Below are 21025 nucleotides of genomic sequence, written 5' to 3'. Positions count from 1 at the left end.
CGTCAGGCGTCAAACATCTGCATCGCTTCCATGGCCAGCGTATAGCTCGCCTTGCGATCATCATGGCCGTGCAGGATGTTGACCAGCATCAGCTCGTCGGCCTGGTATTCGCGCACCACCTCGGCAAGACCGGCACGAACGGTTGCAGGGCTGCCGGCCACCACCCGCCGGCTGGCAAAGCCGCGCGCCACCTCCGGCCGGTCGGCGAGCCAGGCAACTGCCACATCCGGATCGGGCACGGCGATGGATTTGCCCATCATCATGTGGGCGAACATCATCCGCGCCGGCGCGGCCAGCCGCTGGGCGGCGGCATCGGTTTGCGCACAGATGGTCCACACTGCCACCATCACCCGTGGCACATCGCCGGGATGACGGGCCACAAAGCGGTCGCGATATTCCGCCGCCAGCGCGCCCTGCCGCGGCGCGATGAAATCGGCGATGCAATAGGGCAGGCCCATGTCGGCCGCAAAGGCGACACTGTCGGCCGACGAGCCCAGCACCCACGGCTCCGGCGCATGCGGCTGGCCGGGCAGGGTGGCGGCATAGGGGGCAAACGGGTGATCGTCGGGCAGGCTGCCCTCCAGATAACCGATCAGCTCGGCCAGCTGCTGCGGGAAATTGTTGGGCGCATAGTGGCGCCGGTCCTGCTGCAGCGCGATGGCGGTGCGTTGGTCGCTGCCCGGCGCCCGGCCCAGGCCCAGATCGATGCGGCCGGGATGGAGGCCGGCGAGCAGGCTGAACTGTTCGGCAACCTTCAGCGGCGAATAATGCGGCAGCATCACGCCGCCCGAACCGACGCGGATGCGGCTGGTGGCACTGGCGACGGCGCCGATCAATATTTCCGGCGCCGCGCCGGCCAGCGCATGGCTGGCATGATGTTCGGCCAGCCAGTGGCGGTGATAGCCCAGCGCTTCGCAGTGTCGCGCCAGATCGATGCTGTTGGCCAGCGCCTGCGCCGGCGTCATGCCTTGCGCAATCGGCGTCTGGTCGAGCACGGAAAGATTTATCATCGCCACGGGCTCCGCTTCGGGATGGTGCGCCCCGGCAGCGCTGCCAATATGGCGCGGCGTTCGTCATCGCTGGCAATCGACCAGCGGGTGATTTCGTCCACGCTGCGCCGACAGCCTTCACACCAGCCGCTGCGCCGGTCGATGCGGCAGACGTTGGTGCACGGGCTGGCGACAGTCCGCGATTCGGTGGGGCGGGCCTCGGTCATGTCCGCAGCTTTCGCGCGGCCTTGAGCAGGTGGTAAAGCAGCAGCCCGGTCGGCCCGGCCAGGAAGGTCAGCGCCAGGCAGGGCAGCAGCAGCCAATGCGGTAATGCATCATCCTCGGCCTCCCAACTGCCCACCCACAGATCGAACACCAGATAATGCACCCAGCCCGCCAGCAGCGCGGCCGGGGACGACAGCAGCAGGCGCACGCCGTCCAGCGTGTCGAAACCGGCGCCGGCCGGCGGGCCTTCGCCGGCCAACCCCGCCACCAGCAACGAGACATACAGGCCGGACAACAGCACCGCGATGATCCGCGCGATCGCCACGCAGCGCGCCCGGGCCAGCGGCGCCAGCGCAAGCGCCAGCCAGCCCGGCAACACGGCCGCGCTGGCGATCTGGAACAGGCTGTCCGGTGTCATGGTGCCTGACAGTGGCGGGGTGGCCCCACCTGGTCAAGCATGGCCGCCTGCCACGCCTCACTTGCGCTCCCAAACATCCCCCGCCAGCAGCGCCGGCTTGGCGAGCGCGGTATCCACGCGCTCATCGCCCAGCAGCCAGCGGCGCCACCACAGGCTGGTGACGGCGGCAATACGGTCCTGCATGCCGGTTTCAACCGGATTGCGGCCATTGTCGCCGGCAAAGACCATGTGTCCGGCGTCGGCGAGGATCAGCAGGGCCTTGCGGCCGTCCGCTGGTCCACCGATGTAGGGCGCGCTGCGCTCGGCGATCTCGCGCGCGGCGATTTCGGGTGGGGCGTTGGCGGGAATGCCGTCGCGGGTGCCGGTGACAACCAGCATGGGCCGGCCGATGCCGCCAAAGGCGCGGGCGGCAGCGGCCGGATCGGCGGGGCCGGTGGTGCTCATCGCGATGAAGGCGCGGAAGCGGCGATCGAGCGCCGGGGTCTCGCCATTGGCGTCGCGCTGCCCGGCGATGGCCTGCACCACCCAACCGCCCATGCTGTGGCCGGCCAGGCCCAGCCGCTGCGGATCGATATGCCGCAAATCGCAGGCTCCTTCGCGGCGGCGCCGGCTCAGTTCATCAACGACAAAGCCGATATCGCCGATCCGCGCCAGCACCTGCGCCGGGGTGTAGCCGGCGCGCACGCGGGCGTTGCGCTCCGCGGGCGTGCCGACCTTGGCATAAACGGCGGCATCGCTGCCCGGATGCTGCACGCGCACCACGGCGACACCGGCGGCGGTCCAAGCGCTGACATAACGGTTGGCGTTACCTACCCCGCCGCCCAGCCCCGGCGTCCACAGCACCGCCGGCAAATTGGTGCCGCGATCCGGCAGCGTGATGCGCACCGGCACATCGCGGCCGCGCAGATTGTCGCGCCACAGTCCTTCGCAACTCAGCGCATGGGCCGGCGCCGCCGCGACAAGCGCAAGCAGCAGCAGCAGGGGGGCCGAACGCACAAGCATCCGGCCACCATAGCCATGGATCAGACCAGCGTCATCTGCCGCTTGCCGTGCTTTACCACCGCAGCCTGGCCGGTGCCGGTGGCGGTGGAAACCGTCTTGATGGTTTCCATGAACACGAAATCGCAGCGGGTTTCGGCCGGCGTGAACGACAGGGTGAGATAGCCGCGGCGGGCGGTGTCGCACCAGGTGAGGCCCGGCGAGCTTTGCATCAGGCCGGCGCGGATCACTGCCGGATCGGCCTTCAGCGCCTGCTCATAGCCGGGCGAGGTGACCGACTGCACGCCGAATTCGGCCGCCACCGGCTTGCCGTCCAGGCTGTGGTTGAACGCCCAGGCATTGTGGCTGTCGCCGGCAATGACGATCGGGTCGGCGCCGGCATCGGCCATCGCCTTCAGGAAGCGGCGGCGCGCCTGCGGGTAGCCGCTCCACATGTCCTGCGCGCCGGGGATGCCGGCCTGCGCGGCGGCCAGCCCGGCCTTCACATAACCGACAGCGCGGGCATCGGCATCGGGGCCAAGCCATTCCACCGCCTGTTTCGGCGTGAACAGATCGCCCATCACCACCTGCTGCGCCACCAGTTGCCAACGCTGCCCGCTTTTCACGCTGGCGGCGATTTCCTGGGCGAACCAGGCTTCCTGCTCGCTGCCCAGCAGGGTGCGGGTGGGCGATTGCCATTCGCCGCCGGCAAAGGCCTTGATGCCATCCATGCCGCCGCGCAGCGCCGCGCCCAGATCGAGCTGCTGGTCACGGCCCGACATGCGGGTATCCAGCGTCAGGATCGACACAAGATTGCCGAAATCATAGCGATTCCAATAGGTGTCCGGCGTCATCAGCCATTCGCGGTGCGCCTTCACCGCGGCATCACGGCGCAGGAAGAAATCGCCTTCATCGCTCTGGTGGTTTTCGGCGCCGGCCTTCCAGGTGTCGTTGGCGAATTCATGATCATCCCAGATGGCGATCATCGGGAAACGGGCGTGGATGGCCTGCAGGCCCGGATCGGCGCGATAGCTGGCATAGCGCTGGCGATAATCATCGATCATGGTGATTTCGTTGGTCGGCAAGATCTCGCGGCCCGGCATCACGGTTTCGGGATAGGTGCCTTGCCGATATTCATAGATATAATCGCCCAGATGGATGACAGCATCGATGTCATCGCGGGCCGCGGCATGGGCATAGGCATTGAAATGCCCGAACGGCCGGTTGGAGCACGACAATACCGCCAGTTTCAACTGGTCGATCTTGCCGGTGGGCAGCGTCTTGGTGCGGCCCACGATCGATTGCGTGCCGTCGGGCGCGGTGAAGCGATACCACAGCCAGCGGCCTTCCGGCAGACCGGCAAGGCGCACCTGCGCGGTGCCCCAGGTTTCCGCGCCGGCCACGGCTTCGGCCCGTGCGATGATGCGGCGCATGGCTTCATCTTCGGCGACTTCGACCTTGAGGGTGGTCGCAACCCCGGTGACACTGGCATAGCGCGTCCAAACCGTGACGGCACCGGCGCCGGGGTGGCCAGACGCCACGCCATGGGTGAAACCGCTGCCCGGCCACAGGCGAGCCAGCGCCGGGCGCACCGGCAGGATCAGGCCGGCGGCGGTTGCGGTCAGGAAGGCGCGACGATCAATGGCAGGACGCATGGCAGATTCCCCTTTAAAGCCCTGCCGCCAATAAACCGGTTATTGTGACAATTTCGAGGATATGCGTGCCATGGCGAAAATGCGCCGCAAGGCCGATCTGCCCACCAAGGACTGCGCGGCGTGCGCCCGGCCGTTCGCCTGGCGCAAGAAATGGGCCAAGGATTGGGACAATGTGAGATATTGCTCCGACGCGTGCCGGTCCGGCGCCTATTTGCGTGCCAAGGCAAATGGTGCAGGATAGTGCAAAATATCTGGGAGGAATCACGATGGCCACACAATTGAAGCCGCAGAGTGTGCAGGATCAGGTCTCGGCGGAGGAATGGGCGCTGCGAGTCGATCTCGCCGCTGCCTATCGCCTGGTTGCGCATCACGGCTGGGATGATCTGATCTTCACGCACCTGAGCGTGCGGATTCCGGGGCCGGAGCATCATTTCCTGATCAACCCCTATAATCTGATGTTCGAAGAGATCACTGCGTCGAGCCTCGTCAAGATCGACGTGCACGGCAATCCGGTGATGGAAACGCCGTACATGACCAACCCTGCCGGATTCACCATCCACAGCGCCATCCACATGGCGCGCGAGGATGCCCATGCCGTGATCCATCTGCACACGCCGCACGGCCAGGCGGTATCGGCCCACAGCGAAGGCCTGATGCCGCTGACGCAGACCGCGATGCTGATCCGCGACGAAGTGACCTACCATCATTACGAAGGCGTCGCGACCGATCTGGAGGAGCGCGAACGGCTGGTGCAGGATCTGGGCCCGACCAAGACGGCGATGATCCTGCGCAACCATGGCACGCTGACCGTGGGCGAGACGGTGGGCGAGGCGTTCATCAAGATGTATTTCCTGGAGCGCGCCTGCGAAGCGCAATGCCTGGCGCTGGCCGGCGGCCAGGATCTGATCAACCACCCGCCACAGGGCACGCCGGAAAAGGCCGCCGGGCAGGGCAAGAACGGGCTGAAAATGGTCGGCAACCTGCTGGCGTGGCCGGCGCTGCTGCGCAAGCTTGACCGGATGGACCCGAGCTTCCGGGATTGAGGCGTCTTCGCCCCTCCCGGGTGCGGGAGGGGCCGGGGATGGGCTTAATCCTCGAACCGCTTCAGCGCGTCGCCGGCAAAGGCGATCACCGCCAGCCACAGCCAGCCGAACAACATGGCGGTGCCGCAGGCCGGGGCCAGCGCGGCCACCCAGCGTGGGGCGCCCATGGCCAGCAGGTTCAGATCCATCGCGAAGATGAAGCTGCCGATGCTCACTGCCCAGGCGCCGCTGTGCACCAGCGGCGAATTGCGCCAGCCGAGCAGGCCGAACACCGCGGCGACATGCGGCAACTGGAACATCACGCCGGTCATGATCCAGTCGCGGGCCTGGGGATCCTTGATGCCGTGCGCGGCAAAGGTGCCGAACGCCAGCGCGATCACCGCATTCAGGCAAGCAAAGGCCGGCAGATAACGGGGGCGGGCGCGGGGGGCAGGGGCTGGCGGAGCGCTGGTCATAGCCCCGACCATTGACTGCCGCCGCCCAAAAGAAAAGCCCCCGCGCCAATCGATGCGGGGGGCTTCATTGCATGTTGGTACGGATCAGGCCGCGACGGCGCGAACTTGTTTCAGGCCGCGATAGCGCGGTGGCGGCGCAGGCTCGCGCCCACCAGGCCGAAGCCGGCGATCAGCATTGCCCAGCTCGACGGCTCCGGAATCGCGCCGATGGTGAGGATGGCCCGGCCGCCAAAGCTGTCATTGGAAAACATGTAGAAACCGTAGGTATCACCCGCCTGCACATCAAAACTATAGGTGCCGAAATTATAGCTGTATTGCAGCATGTCATCTTGGGAAAGCTGAACGAAATCATTGTTGATGAAGTAACCAGCGCGGTCGAAATTGCTGCCGTCAATATCCCGGGTCAGGTAACGGAACTGGCCAGACAGAGTGAAATTGGTCGTTGCCACCGCGGAATAGGTCGTCAGGACGTCGAATTGGAAATTATTGCTGCTGAACAGATCGAAACGAACCGACGAGAGTTCGATCACGAAGCCATCGCCCTCATTGGTGTTGGCCAGGGTGAAGCCGGTAATGGCGGCGGCAGGCGCAGCCGACAACAGCGTGGCAGCGGTCACAAGCAAAAGCAAAGACTTCATGATGACATTGTTCCCCAAAGCGCGCCTGTGGCACACCATTGTGGAGCAATCCCTGTGCCAGAATGGTTAATCTTGCATGGCACACGTTATTTCAACGACTTGCCCAGCCTATCGCGAATCGCGGCGCATTCGTGGTCGCAAGCTTGTAAGGCTTGCCTTACAGAAACCCTCAATTGCTGTGGCGCAGCATTTCGCGGGCGGTGATCATCCGCATGATCTGGTTGGTGCCCTCCAAAATCTGGTGGACACGCAGATCGCGGAACAGGCGCTCCATCGGGAAATCCATCAGATAGCCATAGCCGCCGAACAACTGCAGGCCGCGATCGACAATGGCCATGCCGGCATCGGTGGAAAACCGCTTGGCCATGGCGGCAAACATCGTCTTGTCGGGCGCGCCTTCGCTCACCTTCACTGCGGCCTGATACAGCAGGGCGCGCGCCGCTGCCAATTCGGTCGCCATATCGGCCAGGGTGAACTGCGTCGCCTGGAAATCCGCAATCGCCTTGCCGAACTGCTGGCGCTGGCGGGTATAGGCGATGGCTTCATCCAGCGCGCGCTGTGCGCCGCCCAGGCTGCATGCGCCGATATTCAGCCGGCCGCCATCCAGCCCCGCCATGGCGATGGCAAAGCCCTGGCCCTCGGCGCCAACCAGATTTTCCGCCGGCACCCGCACGCCATCGAAATTCACCTGCGCCGTAGGTTGCGATCGCCAGCCCAGCTTGCGTTCCGGCGCGCCAAAGCTCACGCCCGGCATGTCCTTTTCAATGACCAGGCAGGAAATGCCTTTCGGTCCGTCCTGCCCGGTGCGCACCATGGTGACATAAAGATCATTCACCCCGCCGCCGGAAATGAACGCCTTCGATCCGCTGACGATATAATCATCACCATCCCGCACCGCGCGGGTTTTCAGCGCGGCGGCATCCGATCCCGATCCCGGCTCGGTCAGGCAATAGCTGGCGATGCTGTCCATCGTCACCAGCGCCGGCAGATATTTCGCCTGCAATTCGGGGCTGCCATAGGCATCGATCATCCAGGCGGCCATGTTGTGGATCGAAATGAACGCCGATGTGCTGGGGCAGCCGTGCGCCATCGCCTCCATGATCAGCGCGGCTTCCAATCGGCCCAGCCCAATGCCGCCACCCGCTTCGGAGACATAGATGGCGCCAAAGCCCAGCCCGGCGGCCGCCTGCACCACGTCCTTGGGATAATGATGCTCCGCATCCCAGCGCGCGGCATGGGGCGTGATGGCTTCGGCGGTGAAGCGGCGCGCCACCTCCTGAATCGCCTTCTGGTCGTCGGTCAGATCGAATTGGCTCATGCGCTTGCTCTACAGGCCAGCGCGCGGCCTGAAAAGCCGAGCGGGGCTGGAAACGCCGCGGCAGATCGTGCAACAGGCGCGCAATGACTATTGTTCCGTCCGATATCGTCGACCAGTTGGTCGATATTCACCTGCAATCCACCGCAGCGCTGCGTTCGGCGCTGAAACATTATATCGACGACAATCTGGTGCCCGACGGCAGCAGCCGGGTACGCGGCGATTGGGCCTATCCGGAACTGCGGCTGGAATTTTCCGGTGTCCGCCGGGCATCGCGCCCCATACGCGCCTTTGCGCGGCTCAACCGCCCCGGTTCCTATGCCACCACCATCACCCGCCCGGCGATGTATCGCGCCTATCTGGAGGAGCAGCTCGGCCTGCTGATGGCGGATTATGATGTGACCGTCACCGTTGGCCGGTCGGAGGTGGAGATTCCCTATCCCTATGTGCTGGATGGCGCCGCCGATCTCAATCTGGAAGGCGTGGCGGCGGCCGAGTTGGCCCGGCATTTCCCCACCACCGAATTGCAGCAGATCGGCGATGAACTGGCCGATGGCCTGTGGGAGGATTTTCGCGTCGAGCAGCGCCCGCTGGCGCTGTTCGATGGCCCGCGTACCGATTTTTCGCTGGCCCGGCTGAAACACTACACCGGCACTGCGCCGGAGGATTTTCAGCATTATATCCTGCTCACCAACTATCACCGCTATGTCGATGAATTCGTACGCTGGGCCTGCCGCAATCTGGGGGACCATTACACGCGGCTGGCCTGCCCCGGTGGGCTGGATATCACCGCCGACAATCCCGATCCCGACAGGGCCGCGGCGGATTTCGCCTGGCGCAAGAACCAGATGCCAGCCTGGCACCTTACGGGTCCAAACCGCACCGGCATCAGCCTGGTCAACATCGGTGTCGGCCCGGCCAATGCCAAGACGATCTGCGATCACCTCGCCGTGCTGCGCCCCGAAGCCTGGCTGATGATCGGCCATTGCGGCGGCCTGCGCCCCAGCCAGGCCATCGGCGATTATGTGCTCGCCCACGCCTATCTGCGCGACGATCATGTGCTGGATGATGTGCTGCCGCCCGAGATTCCGATCCCGGCACTGTCCGAAGTGCAAAAGGCCCTGCAACTCGCCACCGAAAAAGTCACCGGCAAGCGCGGCGACGATCTGAAACCCCGGCTGCGCACCGGCACCGTGGTCACCACCGACGATCGCAACTGGGAACTGCGCTATTCACGTTCTTCGCTGCGCTTCAACCAGTCGCGCGCAGTGGCGATCGACATGGAATCCGCCACCATCGCCGCCCAGGGCTATCGCTTCCGGGTGCCCTACGGCACCTTGCTGTGCGTATCCGACAAGCCACTGCACGGCGAGATCAAGCTGCCCGGCCAGGCCAATCGCTTTTATGAAGGCGCGATTTCCGAACATCTGCAGATCGGCATCGAAGCCATGATGATCCTGCGCGACGAAGGCCCGGCGCTGCACAGCCGCAAACTGCGCGCGTTCGACGAGCCGCCGTTCCGGTGAAAACGCTTTCTGGACATCGTCATTAAATTATAATTTCAGTCCGATTGACTATGCGGTTTCTCCAAGTCAATTATTTGACATTCCGCTTGCAGCGAGAGCTTGGAGAAATTGGCCATGAAAGCAATTTACACTTTATTGTGCGCTGCGGCTGCTTTTCTCCCTCACGCTTCGTCCAATGCGGCAACACTAACGACATTGGCACGATTTGATCTTGCGACGACGGGGGGCGCTCCATTTAGTGGTTTGGTGAGAGATTCGGATGGCACATTCTACGGCACGACCAACATCGGTGGGTCGACCAATAATGGAACCATCTTCAGTATCAGGGAGGGCGGCCCGCTCAATCTTGTTGTGAATTTCGACATTACAAATGGAGCGAACCCAAGGGCGTTGACGTTTGGCTCGAACGGCGTGTTGTACGGAACAACAATTTCGGGTGGCGCGTTTAACAGCGGGACAGTTTTCCGTCTCACCACCAATGTGCAACTGACGACCCAACTGACCACCCTCGTCAATTTTGACGGAGAAAACGGCGCGGGACCGGTCGGTGGCTTAACTTTTGACGAATCCGGTACATTATATGGCACGACATCAGGCGGAGGCCCCGGCGGTTGGGGAACTGTATTCAGCCTCACCAGCGGCGGCGCGTTTTCAAATCTGGCGAGCTTTGATCTGGAGGGTAATGGCGGAACACCAAATGGGAGGTTAACTAGAGGTCCAAATGGACAACTTTACGGCGCAACAAGCTCCGGAGGGGAGTTTGGTTGGGGGACACTGTTCAGCGTAAGCGACACCGGTACATTAACCACGCTAGCAAATTTCGACGGAAGCAATGGGCGGTACGGTATCGGTGGATTTGTGTTTGATTCATCGGGCGTCCTATATGGCACTACGCAGAGTGGGGGCGCCGGTTATGGAAATATATTCAAATTTTCCCACGACGGGAATTTAACCAGCTTGTTCGATTTCGACGGAAACAATGGTCATAATCCATGGGGCGGATTGATTGCTGATGCTGCCGGTGCTCTTTATGGAACAACGATAATTGGCGGCCACTTCAATAGTGGAACGATATTTCGAATTTCGCAAGACGGCGATTTTTCAACCTTGCATCATTTTAATTCACAGGACGGTGAACGGCCCTATGGCAGTTTGACCGCGGATGAACTGGGAAATCTGTATGGAACAACGTCGAGTGACGGCGTGATAGGCTTTGGGACGGTGTTCAAACTGTCAGGGACTGGCTTCGCAATCACGGCACCGGGAGCCAACCCGGCACCGGGAGCAGTGCCGGAACCGGCAAGTTGGGCGATGCTGATCGTCGGCTTCGGTGTGGTGGGAGCTGCGGCGCGGCGCCGGCGGCAGGTGGTCCGCATTAGAGGCTGACCCCTACCTCCGCCAGCAACGCTGCCCGCGCTGTCTTCACCTGCGCCCACAAATCCGGGTTCGCCATGTCGGCCGGCGCGATGCATTCTGGCCACCAGCGTTCCACCAGCCGCTCCAGCCGGTCGGCCTTGGCGTCATCCAGCAGAAACCGCGCATCCACCTGGCCCGGATCGGCCACCACCCGCAGGCGCAGGCAGGCCGGGCCGCCGCCGTTCTGCATGGATTCGCGCACATCAACGAAATGCGCCGCGCTGATCGGGCCGTTGCCTGCCACCACGGTCGCCAGATACGCCTTCACGCTCGGCGTTTCCTCGGCCTCCGTCGGCAGCACCAGCGCCATGCTGCCATCGGGCAGGGTGAGCAACTGGCTGTTGAACAGATAGGAGCTGATCGCGTCGGCCAGGCTGACCGCGCTGGCCGGCACTTCGATATAATGCGCGTCCGGCATCAGGCGGGCGAGATCGGCCTTCAACGCAGCGGCATCGGCAAACGCCTGTTCATGGGCAAACAGCACATGGCCATTAGCCACCGCGACGACATCATTGTGGAACGCACCGGCATCAATGGCATATTGGCTTTGCGCCGCAAAGATGGTGCGGTCCGGCGCCAAGCCATGACGCCGCGCGATGGCTTCGCTGGCCTTGCGGTGCTGGCGGGCGGGAAAGCGGCCGCCTTCCTCGCCATACACGAAGATTTCGACGCCCGGCGCGTCATGGGCGCTGCACAGGCGCATGTGATTGGCGGCGCCTTCATCGCCGAACGCGGCCGGCAGCGCGGCGTGTACGGCGAAGGCCGGATCGGCAAAGGCCAAGCTGAGTTGCGCATGGGTTTGGCCGTGCTCGATGCTGCGGTGCGCCATGCGTGACAGATTGGCGGCGCTGATGTGGCAGCGGCCATCCGCGGTGTCGGCGGCGGGCGAGACGGTGGCGGCATTGGCGGTCCACATCGAACTGGCCGAACAGGCGATGGCGAACAGACGCGGATCGGCGGCCGCGGCGCGGGCGATCACGGCCTCGTCGCTGCCGGCAAAGCCCATGGCACGCAGGAAATGCGCATCGGGCCGATCCAGCGGCAGCAGAAAGCCTTGGCATAGCCCCAGCCCCATCACGAAGCGCATCTTGGCCAGGCCCTGCAACGCCGCAGCGCGCGGGAGCGATGTCGCCCCAGCATGGCGCGCGCTGGCCAGATTGCCCAGGCTGAGCGCGGCATAATTATGGCTGGGGCCGATCAGGCCGTCGAAATTAATTTCGCGGATCATGGCATCAGGCCTGTGGTGATGGCGCCGGCTGGGGTATCGCTGGCCAGCGTCGCCACCGGAAAGGCGCAATAATCGGCGGCGTAATAGGCGCTGGGCCGATGGTTGCCGCTGTGGCCCACCCCGCCGAACGGCGCTGCCGACGAAGCCCCATTGGTCGGCCGATTCCAGTTGACGATGCCGGCCCGGCTGCGCGCCCAGAAATCATCGAACAGCGCCGTGTCCCCACCGATCAACCCGGCGGCAAGGCCGAAGCGCGTCGCGTTGGCGGCGGCAATCGCAGCATCCCAATCGGGCACGCGGATGATCTGCAGGATCGGCCCGAACAGTTCGTCGTCGGACGGGGTGCCGCCGGTGACATCGATCACGGCTGGCGACAGGAATGGCCGGTCCGGCTGCGGGCGATTGAGCGGACGCAGCACCTTGCCGCCGCCGCCAACCAGCGCATCCCAACCGCGCTGCAAGCCGTCTGCGGCGGCATTGGCAATCACCGGCCCCATGAACGGTTGCGGTTCATCGAACGGCACGCCGACGATCAGGCGGTCGGCAAGGCCCAGCACTGCCGCAAGCAATCGCTCATCGCCATCCCGCACGATCAACCGGCGGGCGTTGGTGCAGCGTTGCCCGGCGGAGAGGAACGCCGATTGCGCCACCAGCGCGGCGGCGGCGTCGATGTCGCTCACGTCCCATGCCACCAACGGATTATTGCCGCCCATCTCCAGCGCAAGGATGCGCTGCGGTGTGTCGGCAAACTGCCGGGCCAGCGCCGCGCCGACATGCGCGGACCCGGTGAACAACAGGCCATCGATATCGGCACCGGCCAGGTCGCGGCCGACATCACCGCCGCCATGGACGAAATTCAGCACCCCCGCCGGCAGCCCGGCCTGCGCCCACAGCCGCCCCATGAAATCCGCCACTGCCGGCGTCTGCTCGGATGGCTTGAACACCAACGTGTTCCCGGCCAGCAGCGCCGGCACGATATGGCCGTTGGGCAGATGAGCGGGGAAATTATACGGCCCCAGCACCGCCAGCACCCCATGCGGCTTGTGGCGCAGCGCCTGGCGCACGCCCGCAGCTTCACCGGCGCGTTCCCCGGCACGCTCGGCCTGGGCGGTGATCGAAATTTCCACCTTGCCGGCCACGCTGGCGACTTCGGTGCGGGTTTCCCACAACGGCTTGCCGGTCTCGCGCGCGATCAGGCGCGCAAAACCGTCGGCCTCTGCCTCCACCGCCGCCTTGAACGCCCGCACGATGGCGATGCGATCCGCCAACGCCGTGCGCGCCCAGCCCGGTGCCGCCGCACGCGCCGCCGCAACCGCCTGCGCCACGCCGCCGGTCGCGCCGGTCCAGATCACATCCCCCGTGCAGGGATCGGTGGAAATCAGCTCAGATGGGCGCATGACGGATCCTGGTGCCGGCGGCGATGCCCAGCGCATGTGCAGTGGCGGCCGCCAGCGTCCCGCCTGCCCCCACCGGCGCCACAAACGCCTGAAAGTCCCGCAACTGCCCGCTCGCCACCAGGTTGTCCGGCGCGTCCACACCATAGGCCAGCAGCGCCACAGAATCTTCGCGGGCAGTGCGGATGGTCTTCAGATCGTCGGTGCGCGCCGCCACGGTGGGGCCGCCATCGAAAATATCGACATAATTATCATATACAAAGCCTTCGGCGGCCAGCATCGCCAGCGCGGCGCCGCCACTGCCATGCGGCTGGCCGATGGCGGCGCGCGCGGCTTCGGGCAGCAGAGCGGTATAGATCGGGTGGCGTGGCATCAGATCGGCAATGAACTGGTTGCCGTTGATGGCATTGAACTGGTCGGCCTCCGGAAACGACAGCCCGAAAAATTGCCGCCCCAGCGCATCCCAGAACGGCGAATTGCCCTCCGCGTCCATCACCCCGCGCAGCTCGGCAATCACCCGGTCACCAAAGCGCGCACGGTGCTGGGCGATGAACAGATAGCGCGCGCGCGCCAGCAGCCGCCCCATGCCGCCGCGGCGCATGTCCGGATGCAGGAACAGCCCGCCCACTTCCGATGCGCCATCGAAATCGCTGGTCAAAGACAGGAACTGGATGCGGAAGGTGCGGGCCAGCTCACGGCTGGTCTGGGTGAGCGTGCACAATTTATAACTGTAGAAGGGCCAGGCCGTGCCGATCTTGCTGAACAGCATGGCAGTGCCGCCGATCCGGCCAGTGGGCACTTCCTCCAGCAGCAACAGATAAAGCTCATCGTGCGGCGCGTCTTCGCTGCGCGCGAAACTGGCGTCGGACCAGGCGATACGGCGGGCCAGCGAGGCTTCGTCGGCCGGCAGATTGGTGAAACCGCCACCGGTCAATTCGGCCAGCGCCACAATGGCCGGCAGATCGTCACTGCGCGCCGGACGCACCCGCCACAGGCTCATCGCTGCCACCCGTGTTGCGCGACGCGCATCAGGATCAATGCCGACAGCTTGGCGCGCTCCTCCAGCGAATCGGCGCACAGAAATTCGTCTGCACTGTGGATGGCGCCGCCGCGCGGCCCCAGCGTATCGACCACGGCCAGGCCCGTCGCGGCCAGATTATTGCCATCGCACACCCCGCCGGTGTCGCGCCACGAAATGCCCAGCCCCAGCGCCGCGCCGCAACTCTGCACCAGTTCGAACAGGCGCAACTGGTTGGCATCCAGCGGCTTGGGCGGGCGCGCAAAGCGGCCATGCACATGGATCAACACCTCATGCGCCACCGCCACTTCGGCGACGGCGGCGTTGATGCCGGCCTCGGCCCGCAATTGCGCAGCGCCCGATCGCGGCCGCATGTTCCAGCGCAGCACGGCCATATCCGGCACGATATTGTTCGGCCCGCCGCCATCGATGCGTGCCGGATTCACCGACAGATCATCCCCCGAAACCGCCGTCAGCCGCAGCGCCAGATCGGCCGCGGCAACAATCGCGTTGCGGCCGTCCTGCGGGTTGCGCCCGGCATGCGCCGCGCGGCCATGAATGCTGGCGGAAAAATTGCCCGATCCCGCCCGCGCCCCGGCCAGCGTGCCGTCGGGCAATGCCGGTTCATAAGTCAGGCCCAGATGGCAGCGCCGCGCCGCCGCAACCAGCAAGGGCGCGGAACCGGGCGAGGAGACTTCCTCGTCGCTGTTCAGCACGATTTCCCAACCCAATTGATCGGCGAACGGGCTGGCCTCCAACGCCGTCAGCGCCGCCTTCAGCACGGCGATGCCGCCCTTCATGTCGGCGGTGCCGGGGCCGTTCAGCGTGTCCCCATCCAGCCAGCGGCAGGCCTGAAACGGATGATCGGCGCCGAACACCGTGTCCATATGCCCGGTCAGCAGCACGCGCACCGGGGCGTCGGCGCGCTTGACGATATGCAGATTGTCGCCGTGCGCCATGGCGACTTCGCGGCCGTCGGCATCGATGCGACTGGCCGGCGCGGCCGCCACGCGGGCGATTTCGCCGCCCAGTGGCGCGAAAGCCTCAGCCAGCACATCGGCCATGCACGCCAGCCCGGCCAGATTCTGGCTGCCGGAATTGATTGCAGCCCATGCCTCGATCTCGGCCAGCAAGGCGGCCCGCTGGCCGTCGATACGGGCAAGCACGGCGGTTTCGGCCGCAGTCAGGGGCAGCATGGCGCTGGACATCGGCGCAGAGTGGCGTGTGATCCACCAAACTGCAAGAATAATTTGTTATCGAAAGCACAAGAGCGGGCAGCAAAACCGGGGAACACTGCCACCTTGACCGGGAGCATGCTTGCTGGGCATGACGGCCCCATGACAATTGCGCGGGTGTCGAGGGGACGCCAGCGCTGACAGACGACTTGAGGGGATTCTCGTTGAGCACCACTGTCGGTAACAAATGGCGGGTCAAATCGCTGGATGCGATTCTGGCCACCGCCAAGCGCAAGGCCCTCACCCGCTCGCTGGGGGCGTTTCAGCTCACCATGCTGGGCATTGGCGGCATCATCGGCACCGGCATTTTCGTGCTCACCGCCGAAGCCGCGCAGCTGGCCGGGCCGGGCATGTTGATCAGCTTCGTGATTTCGGCGCTGGTCTGCGGGCTGGCGGCGCTGTGCTACGCCGAACTCGCCGCGATGGTGCCGGTGTCGGGCAGCGCCTACACCTACAGCTATGCCACCTTCGGCGAAATCCTGGCCTGGATCGTCGGCTGGGCACTGGTGCTGGAATATGCGGTCGCGGCCTCCGCGGTGGCGGTAGGCTGGTCAGGCTATATGGTTGGCGTCATTCAGAATTTTGCCGGCATTTCCTTGCCGGCGGCGCTGGTGAACGGGCCTTATGCCGGTGGCATCATCAATCTGCCGGCCGTGATCATCGCGCTGGCCGTCACCTGGCTGCTGGTGATCGGCACCAAGGAAAGCGCCCAGGTCAATGCCGTGCTGGTCGCCGTGAAGGTCGCAGCGCTGGCGGCGTTCGTGGCGTTGGCGGTGCCGGCGGCGCAGTCCGACAATTTCGTGCCGTTCCTGCCGCTCGGCACCACCGGCGCGATTTCGGCTGCCGCCATCATCTTCTTTGCCTTTGTCGGCTTTGATGCGGTGTCCACCGCGGCCGAGGAAACCAAGGATCCGCAAAAGAATATCCCGATCGGCCTCGTCGGCAGCCTGGTGATCTGCACCGTGTTCTACATGCTGGTCGGCGCCGGCGTCATCGGCTCCTATGGCGCGCAGCCGGTGCCCGGCCCGAACGGCGAAGCCCTGTATCCGGGCAGCATCGAACTGGCCCGGCAATGCGCCACCTATGCCGAAGACGTGCTGCCGGTGGCCTGTTCGAAAGAAGCCCTGGCGCATGTGCTGCGCATGATCGGCTATCCAGGCATCGGCAATGTGCTTGGCCTCGCGGCCGGCTTCGCGCTGCCGTCGGTGGTGTTGATGATGATGTTCGCACAGACCCGCGTGTTCTTCGTGATGAGCCGTGATGGCCTGTTGCCGGCTGCGCTGTCGAAGGTACACCCGAAATACAAGACGCCGCACGTGGTGACGATCATCACCGGCGTGGGCGTGGCGGTATCGGCAGCCTTCTTCCCGGTTGGGCAGCTGGCGGCGGTGTCGAACGGCGGCACGCTGTGCGCCTTCTTCTTCGTGGCGCTGGCCATCATGGCCCTGCGCCGCAGCGATCCGAACCGTCAGCGCGTGTTCCGCACCCCGGCGGTGTGGGTGGTCGCGCCCTTGGCGGCGGCCGGCTGCCTGCTGCTGTTCGCCTTCCTGTCGGTGGAGGCGCAGTTGGTGTTCTTCGGCTGGGGCGCGATCGGCATGGTCTTCTATTTCCTCTATGGCCGCAGCCGGTCCAACATGGCGCACGGCCGGATGGAAATCGGCGAACTGGATGATGATGTGCCGCCGCAGGGCGTGGCGCCGTTGCCGGGCATCAACACGCCGGGTGGGAAAGACGCTTAAGGCGCAGCGCGGCGCGCAAATAGCGCAGCTATTTGCCGACTCGCGCAAGCACGGACAGCGAGCGAAAAAGGCGGCCCCAACAGGCCGCCTTTTTTGACTCGTCTGACGGCGCGGCTCTGCCGCGCGCTTTCTTTCTTCTTTTCTTCAAGCCCACATGGACTCGGCAGCTCCGCTGCCGGCCGTGTCCCCGATCCAGACGCGCGCTCGCGCCCCGCGGACCCTTCGACAGGCTCAGAGCGAGCCTGTCTTCAGACGTTTCCCAGCTTCCCCGCCACCAATTTGGCCAGATCCGCCTCCGCCCGCGCCCCGAAATGCGAAATCACCTCGGCCGCCGCGATGCAGCCCATGCGCGCGCAATCCGGCAGCGGCCGGCCCGCCACCAGCCCGGCCAGAAATCCCCCGGCAAACAGATCGCCAGCGCCGGTGGTATCCACCACCCGCGCCACCTTCTCGCCGGGCACCTGTGTGTGCTGCCCGCCGCCGATCACCACCGCGCCCTTTTCGCTGCGCGTCACCACCGTGATGCAGGCCTGGGTCGCCAACTGCGCCATCGCCGCATCCAGATCGTCGGTCTCGTACAGCGACTTCACCTCATTCTCGTTGCCGAACATGATATCGACATGTTGGCTCAGCAAATCGCGGAAATCGGCGCGATGGCCGGTCACGCAAAACACGTCCGAAAGCGTGAAGGCCACCTTGTTGCCCGCCTCGCGCGCCACCTTGATCGCCGCCTGCATGGCGGCACGCGGCGCCGCCGGGTCCCACAAATAGCCTTCCAGATAAAGAATGCCGGCATCGGCCACCATCGCCGCATCCAGATCGGTCGCATCCAGTTCCTGGCAGGCGCCCAGATAGGTGTTCATTGTGCGCTCGCCATCGGGCGTCACCAGGATCAGGCAGCGGCCCGTCGGCCGCCCCCCCGTGGCCGGCGCAGTGGCGAAATGCACACCGGCGGCGCGAATATCATGGGTGAAGAATTCGCCGAGTTGATCATCGGCAACCCGGCCGACAAATGCCGTGCGCGCCCCCATCCCGGCGGCGCCCGCCACCGTGTTTGCCGCCGATCCGCCGCTGATCTGCCGGCCCGGCGCCATCGCGGCATACAAGGCCTCCGCCTCCACCGCATCGATCAGCCGCATCGATCCGTGCGGGATGCTGCGGCTGGTCAGGAAATCCGGCGTCTCGCTGCTGATCACGTCAACAATGGCATTGCCCATGGCAAGAATATCGAAACGGCGGTTGCTGGTCATACGTAGCTCCGGACATTGTGTGGTGGTCGCATAGCCGCTTGCTCCCAAGCTGCACAGACCCTAGCGAGTCCTGGTGCCCGCCGCCTTCATCCTCGCCTTTGCGCAACTATGGGATGCCCCCATCCGCCGCGTGCTGTTGCGTGCGCTGCTGCTCACGCTCCTGCTATTCGGCGCGCTGGCCTGGGCGATCTTCACCGGGGTAGACATGGTGCCCACCACCGGCTGGCCCGATTGGCTGCAGCGTTTCTGGCGGGCCGGCGCCGGGGAGGCGACAGCGTTCATCCTGTCGATGCTGCTCACCTGGCTGGGCTTCACCAGCATCGCCACCGCGGTGATGGCGATGTGGCAGGACGAACTCATTATCGCCGTCGAGCAGCGTTATTACCCAAAGGAGCAGGGCCACGCGCTGGGCCTGGGGGTGGAGCTGGCCATGGGCGGCCGCGCCGCGATGCGGGTGGCGTTGATCAACCTGGCGCTGCTGCCCGCCTATGTCGTGCTGCTGGTGACGGCGGTCGGCCCGCTGTTCCTGTTCATCATCGCCAACGGCTGGGCACTGGGCCGCGAATATCTGGAGGCCGTCGCCGCTCGCCACGTGCCCTTGGGCGAATCCCGCGCCTGGCCGGATCGACACAAATGGGACTCTTGGGGCATCGGGCTGGCGACGGCGCTGCTGTTCGCGGTGCCAGTGCTAAATCTGGTCGCGCCAGCCGTGGGGGCAATGATGGCGACACATTTGTTTCACAGAGAGCGAGAAGCGGAGCAACAGGGCGAGCGGCCTAAAGACGTCCGCCAATCCTCACTCAGGCCCAACTAGCAACTCAAGACCAAACTCACGTGATGTGGGCTGTAAAGGCTACATTCGTTCGTAAAATGGCGACCAGCGAGCTCCTTTGCGCAACAAACTTTTAGACATTGCTGGAATAGATTTGGTGAAAACAGGAAGGACGACTAATGGCAATGACGGAGTTAGACAGAGATTTCATTATGCTTTCCTTTGCACTGACAGAATGTCGGAGGGCGCTCGACAATCTTGAAGAAGTCGATCAACTCGCGAGTGTGAGGGTGCGGCCGCAGCCCGGCGTGGAGGTCCGCGAAAACCTCCGCATCTTCGACCGCATCCGTTTAGGTCTTCAAATGGCTGCTAACGTGTCTCGCTTGTTCTGGCCGCCGCGAAACAGCGCGCGGGGTGCTCATTTACGGTCGCTTACTGGGTTGCCGACGACCCATGGGCTAAGTGACCGTACGCTCCGCAATCACATCGAGCATCTCGATGAGCGCCTTGACCAATGGACGGCAACTTCGCCACGGCCATTCCTCTCAATCGAACACGTCCTTCATGCCGATTATCCTGACATCGGCCAAAAAAGAGACGAAGTCATCGGTGCGACGGCAATTGTTTACGATGCCAAAAGTCAGTCGGTTCAGTTGTTTGGTGATATGTTTCATTTACCTAAGCTGCGTGGTGACATCGAAGACGTGCTCCAGAAAACTAGCCAAGCGATGAGTGCAATTGTGTAAAGTTGGGGGCAGGCTTCTGTTACTCAATAAGTCTGGTGTATGTGAGCACGAAAACGGAAGTGGGTGCAGGGCCTCAGGCCCTGCCCGCCGGAGGCCCTTGTTCTTCTCAAATCCCAAGAATCACGCCGCCACCGCCAGACGCACGCCCAGCGCCTTCAGCACGCGCAGCAATGTGTCCAGCGTGGGATTGCCGGTGTCGCTGAAGGCGCGGTAGAGGGCCTCACGGCTGATGCCGGTCTGGCGGGCGAGTTCCGCCATGCCGCGGGAGCGGGCGATTGTGTTGATGGCGCGCAGCAGTTCTTCGGGGGTGCCGTCTTCCAGATAGGCATCGAGATAGGCGGCGATATCGGCTGGCGAGCTCAGCGCTTCGGCGGCATCCCAGGGTTTGGTTTCGAGTGTCATGATCAAAGCTCCCTGGCCATGGCGATGGCGCGTTCGATGTCGCGTTGCTGGCTTTGCTTGTCGCCGCCGCAGAGCAAAATGATCACCAGCCGTCCGCGTTGCACAAAATAAACTCGGTATCCGGGCCGAAGGCGAAGCGCAGTTCGCTGACACCGCTGCCAACCGGATTGGCATCGCCGAAATTGCCATCGGCCATCCGGTCGAGCCGCTTGGCAATCCGCGCTCGCCCTTGAATATCCTTCAGGCCGGTCAGCCAGTCGAGAAACGCGGCCGTCAGTCTGATTTCAAACATGTGACTTATAATGCACAACCGCATAGGGTCGTTCAAGTCAGAAAATCCCGCCACCCATGAACAGCCGGAACGCGCCGATCGCGATCACCACCAGGTTCAGATTGCGCCCCGCATTGCTGCCCGACAGCGCGCCCAGCCCCAGACCGACCATGGCCATCGGGATGATCGCCCAGTTTGCCCAGCCCAGAAACGGCAGAAAGGCGAACACCGCCAGCCCCAGCGCGATGAAGCCGACGAACAGGGACAGGAAGTTCAACATAATCCGAATGTGGGAACCGATAGGGGGTGGCA

22 protein-coding genes and 2 pseudogenes are annotated in these 21025 nt (G+C 64.4%); 8 read left to right on the top strand and 16 right to left on the bottom strand.

Annotation, left to right across the window (positions count from 1 at the left end; all coding sequences use genetic code 11):
* Nucleotides 1–2 precede the first annotated feature (2 nt).
* Genes ACTIEZ_RS01175 through ACTIEZ_RS01155 form a run of 5 tightly spaced genes read right to left on the bottom strand, consistent with a single transcriptional unit; the run spans nt 3 to nt 4265 of the window.
* Complete coding sequence (locus tag ACTIEZ_RS01175) at nt 3–1010, bottom strand: LLM class flavin-dependent oxidoreductase (RefSeq protein WP_439544808.1); 1008 nt, start codon at nt 1008–1010, stop codon at nt 3–5.
* Nucleotides 1007–1216 carry a DUF1289 domain-containing protein gene (locus tag ACTIEZ_RS01170; protein WP_439544807.1) on the bottom strand — a complete coding sequence of 70 codons (210 nt, stop codon included), beginning with the start codon at nt 1214–1216 and terminating at the stop codon, nt 1007–1009. Before ACTIEZ_RS01170 ends, ACTIEZ_RS01175 begins: the two co-directional genes overlap by 4 nt.
* A complete protein-coding gene (locus tag ACTIEZ_RS01165; protein ID WP_439544806.1) occupies nt 1213–1632 on the bottom strand; it encodes an abscisic acid-deficient protein Aba4 family protein in 420 nt (139 codons plus the stop codon). The genes ACTIEZ_RS01170 and ACTIEZ_RS01165 overlap by 4 nt, the downstream gene beginning before the upstream one ends.
* A 57-nt stretch (nt 1633–1689) precedes the next feature.
* Nucleotides 1690–2634 (bottom strand): alpha/beta hydrolase family protein, encoded by a 945-nt coding sequence (locus ACTIEZ_RS01160; protein WP_439544805.1) that lies wholly within the window; start codon nt 2632–2634, stop codon nt 1690–1692.
* A 20-nt stretch (nt 2635–2654) separates the two neighbouring features.
* Nucleotides 2655–4265, bottom strand: a complete 1611-nt coding sequence (locus ACTIEZ_RS01155; RefSeq protein WP_439544804.1) for an alkaline phosphatase D family protein — start codon at nt 4263–4265, stop codon at nt 2655–2657.
* A gap of 70 nt (nt 4266–4335) precedes the next feature.
* On the opposite strand from ACTIEZ_RS01155, the gene ACTIEZ_RS01150 reads away from it, so the two are divergent.
* Nucleotides 4336–4506, top strand: a complete 171-nt coding sequence (locus ACTIEZ_RS01150) for a DUF2256 domain-containing protein (RefSeq protein ID WP_439544803.1) — start codon at nt 4336–4338, stop codon at nt 4504–4506.
* A gap of 25 nt (nt 4507–4531) precedes the next feature.
* A complete protein-coding gene (locus tag ACTIEZ_RS01145; protein WP_439544802.1) occupies nt 4532–5308 on the top strand; it encodes a class II aldolase/adducin family protein in 777 nt (258 codons plus the stop codon).
* 44 nt (nt 5309–5352) lie between these two features.
* On the opposite strand, the gene ACTIEZ_RS01140 is transcribed toward ACTIEZ_RS01145, so the two are convergent.
* The 3 genes from ACTIEZ_RS01140 to ACTIEZ_RS01130 form a co-directional block, all read right to left on the bottom strand.
* Nucleotides 5353–5763 (bottom strand): DUF423 domain-containing protein, encoded by a 411-nt coding sequence (locus tag ACTIEZ_RS01140; RefSeq protein WP_439544801.1) that lies wholly within the window; start codon nt 5761–5763, stop codon nt 5353–5355.
* 110 nt (nt 5764–5873) lie between these two features.
* The gene (locus ACTIEZ_RS01135; RefSeq protein ID WP_439544800.1) at nt 5874–6401 is read right to left on the bottom strand and encodes a PEPxxWA-CTERM sorting domain-containing protein; all 528 of its coding nucleotides are present in this window, start codon (nt 6399–6401) and stop codon (nt 5874–5876) included.
* 169 nt (nt 6402–6570) lie between these two features.
* Nucleotides 6571–7719, bottom strand: a complete 1149-nt coding sequence (locus ACTIEZ_RS01130) for an acyl-CoA dehydrogenase family protein (RefSeq protein WP_439544799.1) — start codon at nt 7717–7719, stop codon at nt 6571–6573.
* Between the two features lie 83 nt (nt 7720–7802).
* Here ACTIEZ_RS01130 and ACTIEZ_RS01125 point away from each other — a divergent pair, with 83 nt between their 5' ends.
* The 3 genes and pseudogenes from ACTIEZ_RS01125 to ACTIEZ_RS01115 all read left to right on the top strand — a co-directional run.
* Nucleotides 7803–9242: an AMP nucleosidase gene (locus ACTIEZ_RS01125; RefSeq protein ID WP_439544798.1), complete on the top strand. Its 1440-nt coding sequence runs from the start codon at nt 7803–7805 to the stop codon at nt 9240–9242.
* Between the two features lie 114 nt (nt 9243–9356).
* Nucleotides 9357–10481 (top strand): annotated as a pseudogene (locus tag ACTIEZ_RS01120) (choice-of-anchor tandem repeat GloVer-containing protein); the annotation flags it as partial.
* A gap of 36 nt (nt 10482–10517) precedes the next feature.
* A pseudogene (locus tag ACTIEZ_RS01115) lies at nt 10518–10628 on the top strand (PEPxxWA-CTERM sorting domain-containing protein); the annotation flags it as partial.
* On the opposite strand, the gene ACTIEZ_RS01110 reads toward ACTIEZ_RS01115, so the two are convergent.
* From ACTIEZ_RS01110 to ACTIEZ_RS01095, 4 genes are read right to left on the bottom strand one after another with little or no spacing between them, the layout of a single operon-like run.
* Complete coding sequence (locus ACTIEZ_RS01110) at nt 10618–11886, bottom strand: N-succinylarginine dihydrolase (protein WP_439544797.1); 1269 nt, start codon at nt 11884–11886, stop codon at nt 10618–10620. The pseudogene ACTIEZ_RS01115 and the gene ACTIEZ_RS01110 overlap by 11 nt on opposite strands.
* Nucleotides 11883–13283, bottom strand: coding sequence for a succinylglutamate-semialdehyde dehydrogenase (astD, locus tag ACTIEZ_RS01105; protein ID WP_439544796.1), 1401 nt, complete (start codon nt 13281–13283; stop codon nt 11883–11885). The genes ACTIEZ_RS01110 and astD overlap by 4 nt, the downstream gene beginning before the upstream one ends.
* Nucleotides 13270–14280, bottom strand: coding sequence for an arginine N-succinyltransferase (locus tag ACTIEZ_RS01100; RefSeq protein WP_439544795.1), 1011 nt, complete (start codon nt 14278–14280; stop codon nt 13270–13272). The genes astD and ACTIEZ_RS01100 overlap by 14 nt, the downstream gene beginning before the upstream one ends.
* Nucleotides 14277–15494, bottom strand: a complete 1218-nt coding sequence (locus ACTIEZ_RS01095; protein WP_439545076.1) for a hydrolase — start codon at nt 15492–15494, stop codon at nt 14277–14279. The genes ACTIEZ_RS01100 and ACTIEZ_RS01095 overlap by 4 nt, the downstream gene beginning before the upstream one ends.
* A 203-nt stretch (nt 15495–15697) precedes the next feature.
* Here ACTIEZ_RS01095 and ACTIEZ_RS01090 point away from each other — a divergent pair, with 203 nt between their 5' ends.
* Nucleotides 15698–17272 carry an amino acid permease gene (locus ACTIEZ_RS01090; RefSeq protein ID WP_439544794.1) on the top strand — a complete coding sequence of 525 codons (1575 nt, stop codon included), beginning with the start codon at nt 15698–15700 and terminating at the stop codon, nt 17270–17272.
* Between the two features lie 248 nt (nt 17273–17520).
* Here ACTIEZ_RS01090 and ACTIEZ_RS01085 read toward each other — a convergent pair whose 3' ends face one another.
* Nucleotides 17521–18522, bottom strand: a complete 1002-nt coding sequence (locus ACTIEZ_RS01085) for an adenosine kinase (protein ID WP_439544793.1) — start codon at nt 18520–18522, stop codon at nt 17521–17523.
* 73 nt (nt 18523–18595) lie between these two features.
* On the opposite strand from ACTIEZ_RS01085, the gene ACTIEZ_RS01080 reads away from it, so the two are divergent.
* The gene (locus ACTIEZ_RS01080) at nt 18596–19336 is read left to right on the top strand and encodes an EI24 domain-containing protein (protein WP_439544792.1); all 741 of its coding nucleotides are present in this window, start codon (nt 18596–18598) and stop codon (nt 19334–19336) included.
* Nucleotides 19337–19473: 137 nt separating this feature from the next.
* A complete protein-coding gene (locus tag ACTIEZ_RS01075) occupies nt 19474–20040 on the top strand; it encodes a hypothetical protein (RefSeq protein ID WP_439544791.1) in 567 nt (188 codons plus the stop codon).
* 120 nt (nt 20041–20160) lie between these two features.
* On the opposite strand, the gene ACTIEZ_RS01070 is transcribed toward ACTIEZ_RS01075, so the two are convergent.
* From ACTIEZ_RS01070 to ACTIEZ_RS01060, 3 genes are all read right to left on the bottom strand, one after another.
* Complete coding sequence (locus ACTIEZ_RS01070) at nt 20161–20442, bottom strand: addiction module antidote protein (RefSeq protein ID WP_439544790.1); 282 nt, start codon at nt 20440–20442, stop codon at nt 20161–20163.
* Between the two features lie 82 nt (nt 20443–20524).
* Nucleotides 20525–20734 carry a type II toxin-antitoxin system RelE/ParE family toxin gene (locus ACTIEZ_RS01065; protein WP_439544789.1) on the bottom strand — a complete coding sequence of 70 codons (210 nt, stop codon included), beginning with the start codon at nt 20732–20734 and terminating at the stop codon, nt 20525–20527.
* A 37-nt stretch (nt 20735–20771) separates the two neighbouring features.
* Entirely contained in the window at nt 20772–20993 is a 222-nt protein-coding gene (locus ACTIEZ_RS01060; protein WP_439544788.1) for a hypothetical protein, read from the bottom strand.
* Nucleotides 20994–21025: the final 32 nt, after the last annotated feature.

The sequence above is a fragment of the Sandarakinorhabdus sp. genome (assembly GCF_051860625.1).
GTDB lineage: Bacteria > Pseudomonadota > Alphaproteobacteria > Sphingomonadales > Sphingomonadaceae > Sandarakinorhabdus.
Note: the sequence above shows the minus strand (reverse complement) of the source record. Positions and strands in the feature narration are given on the sequence as shown.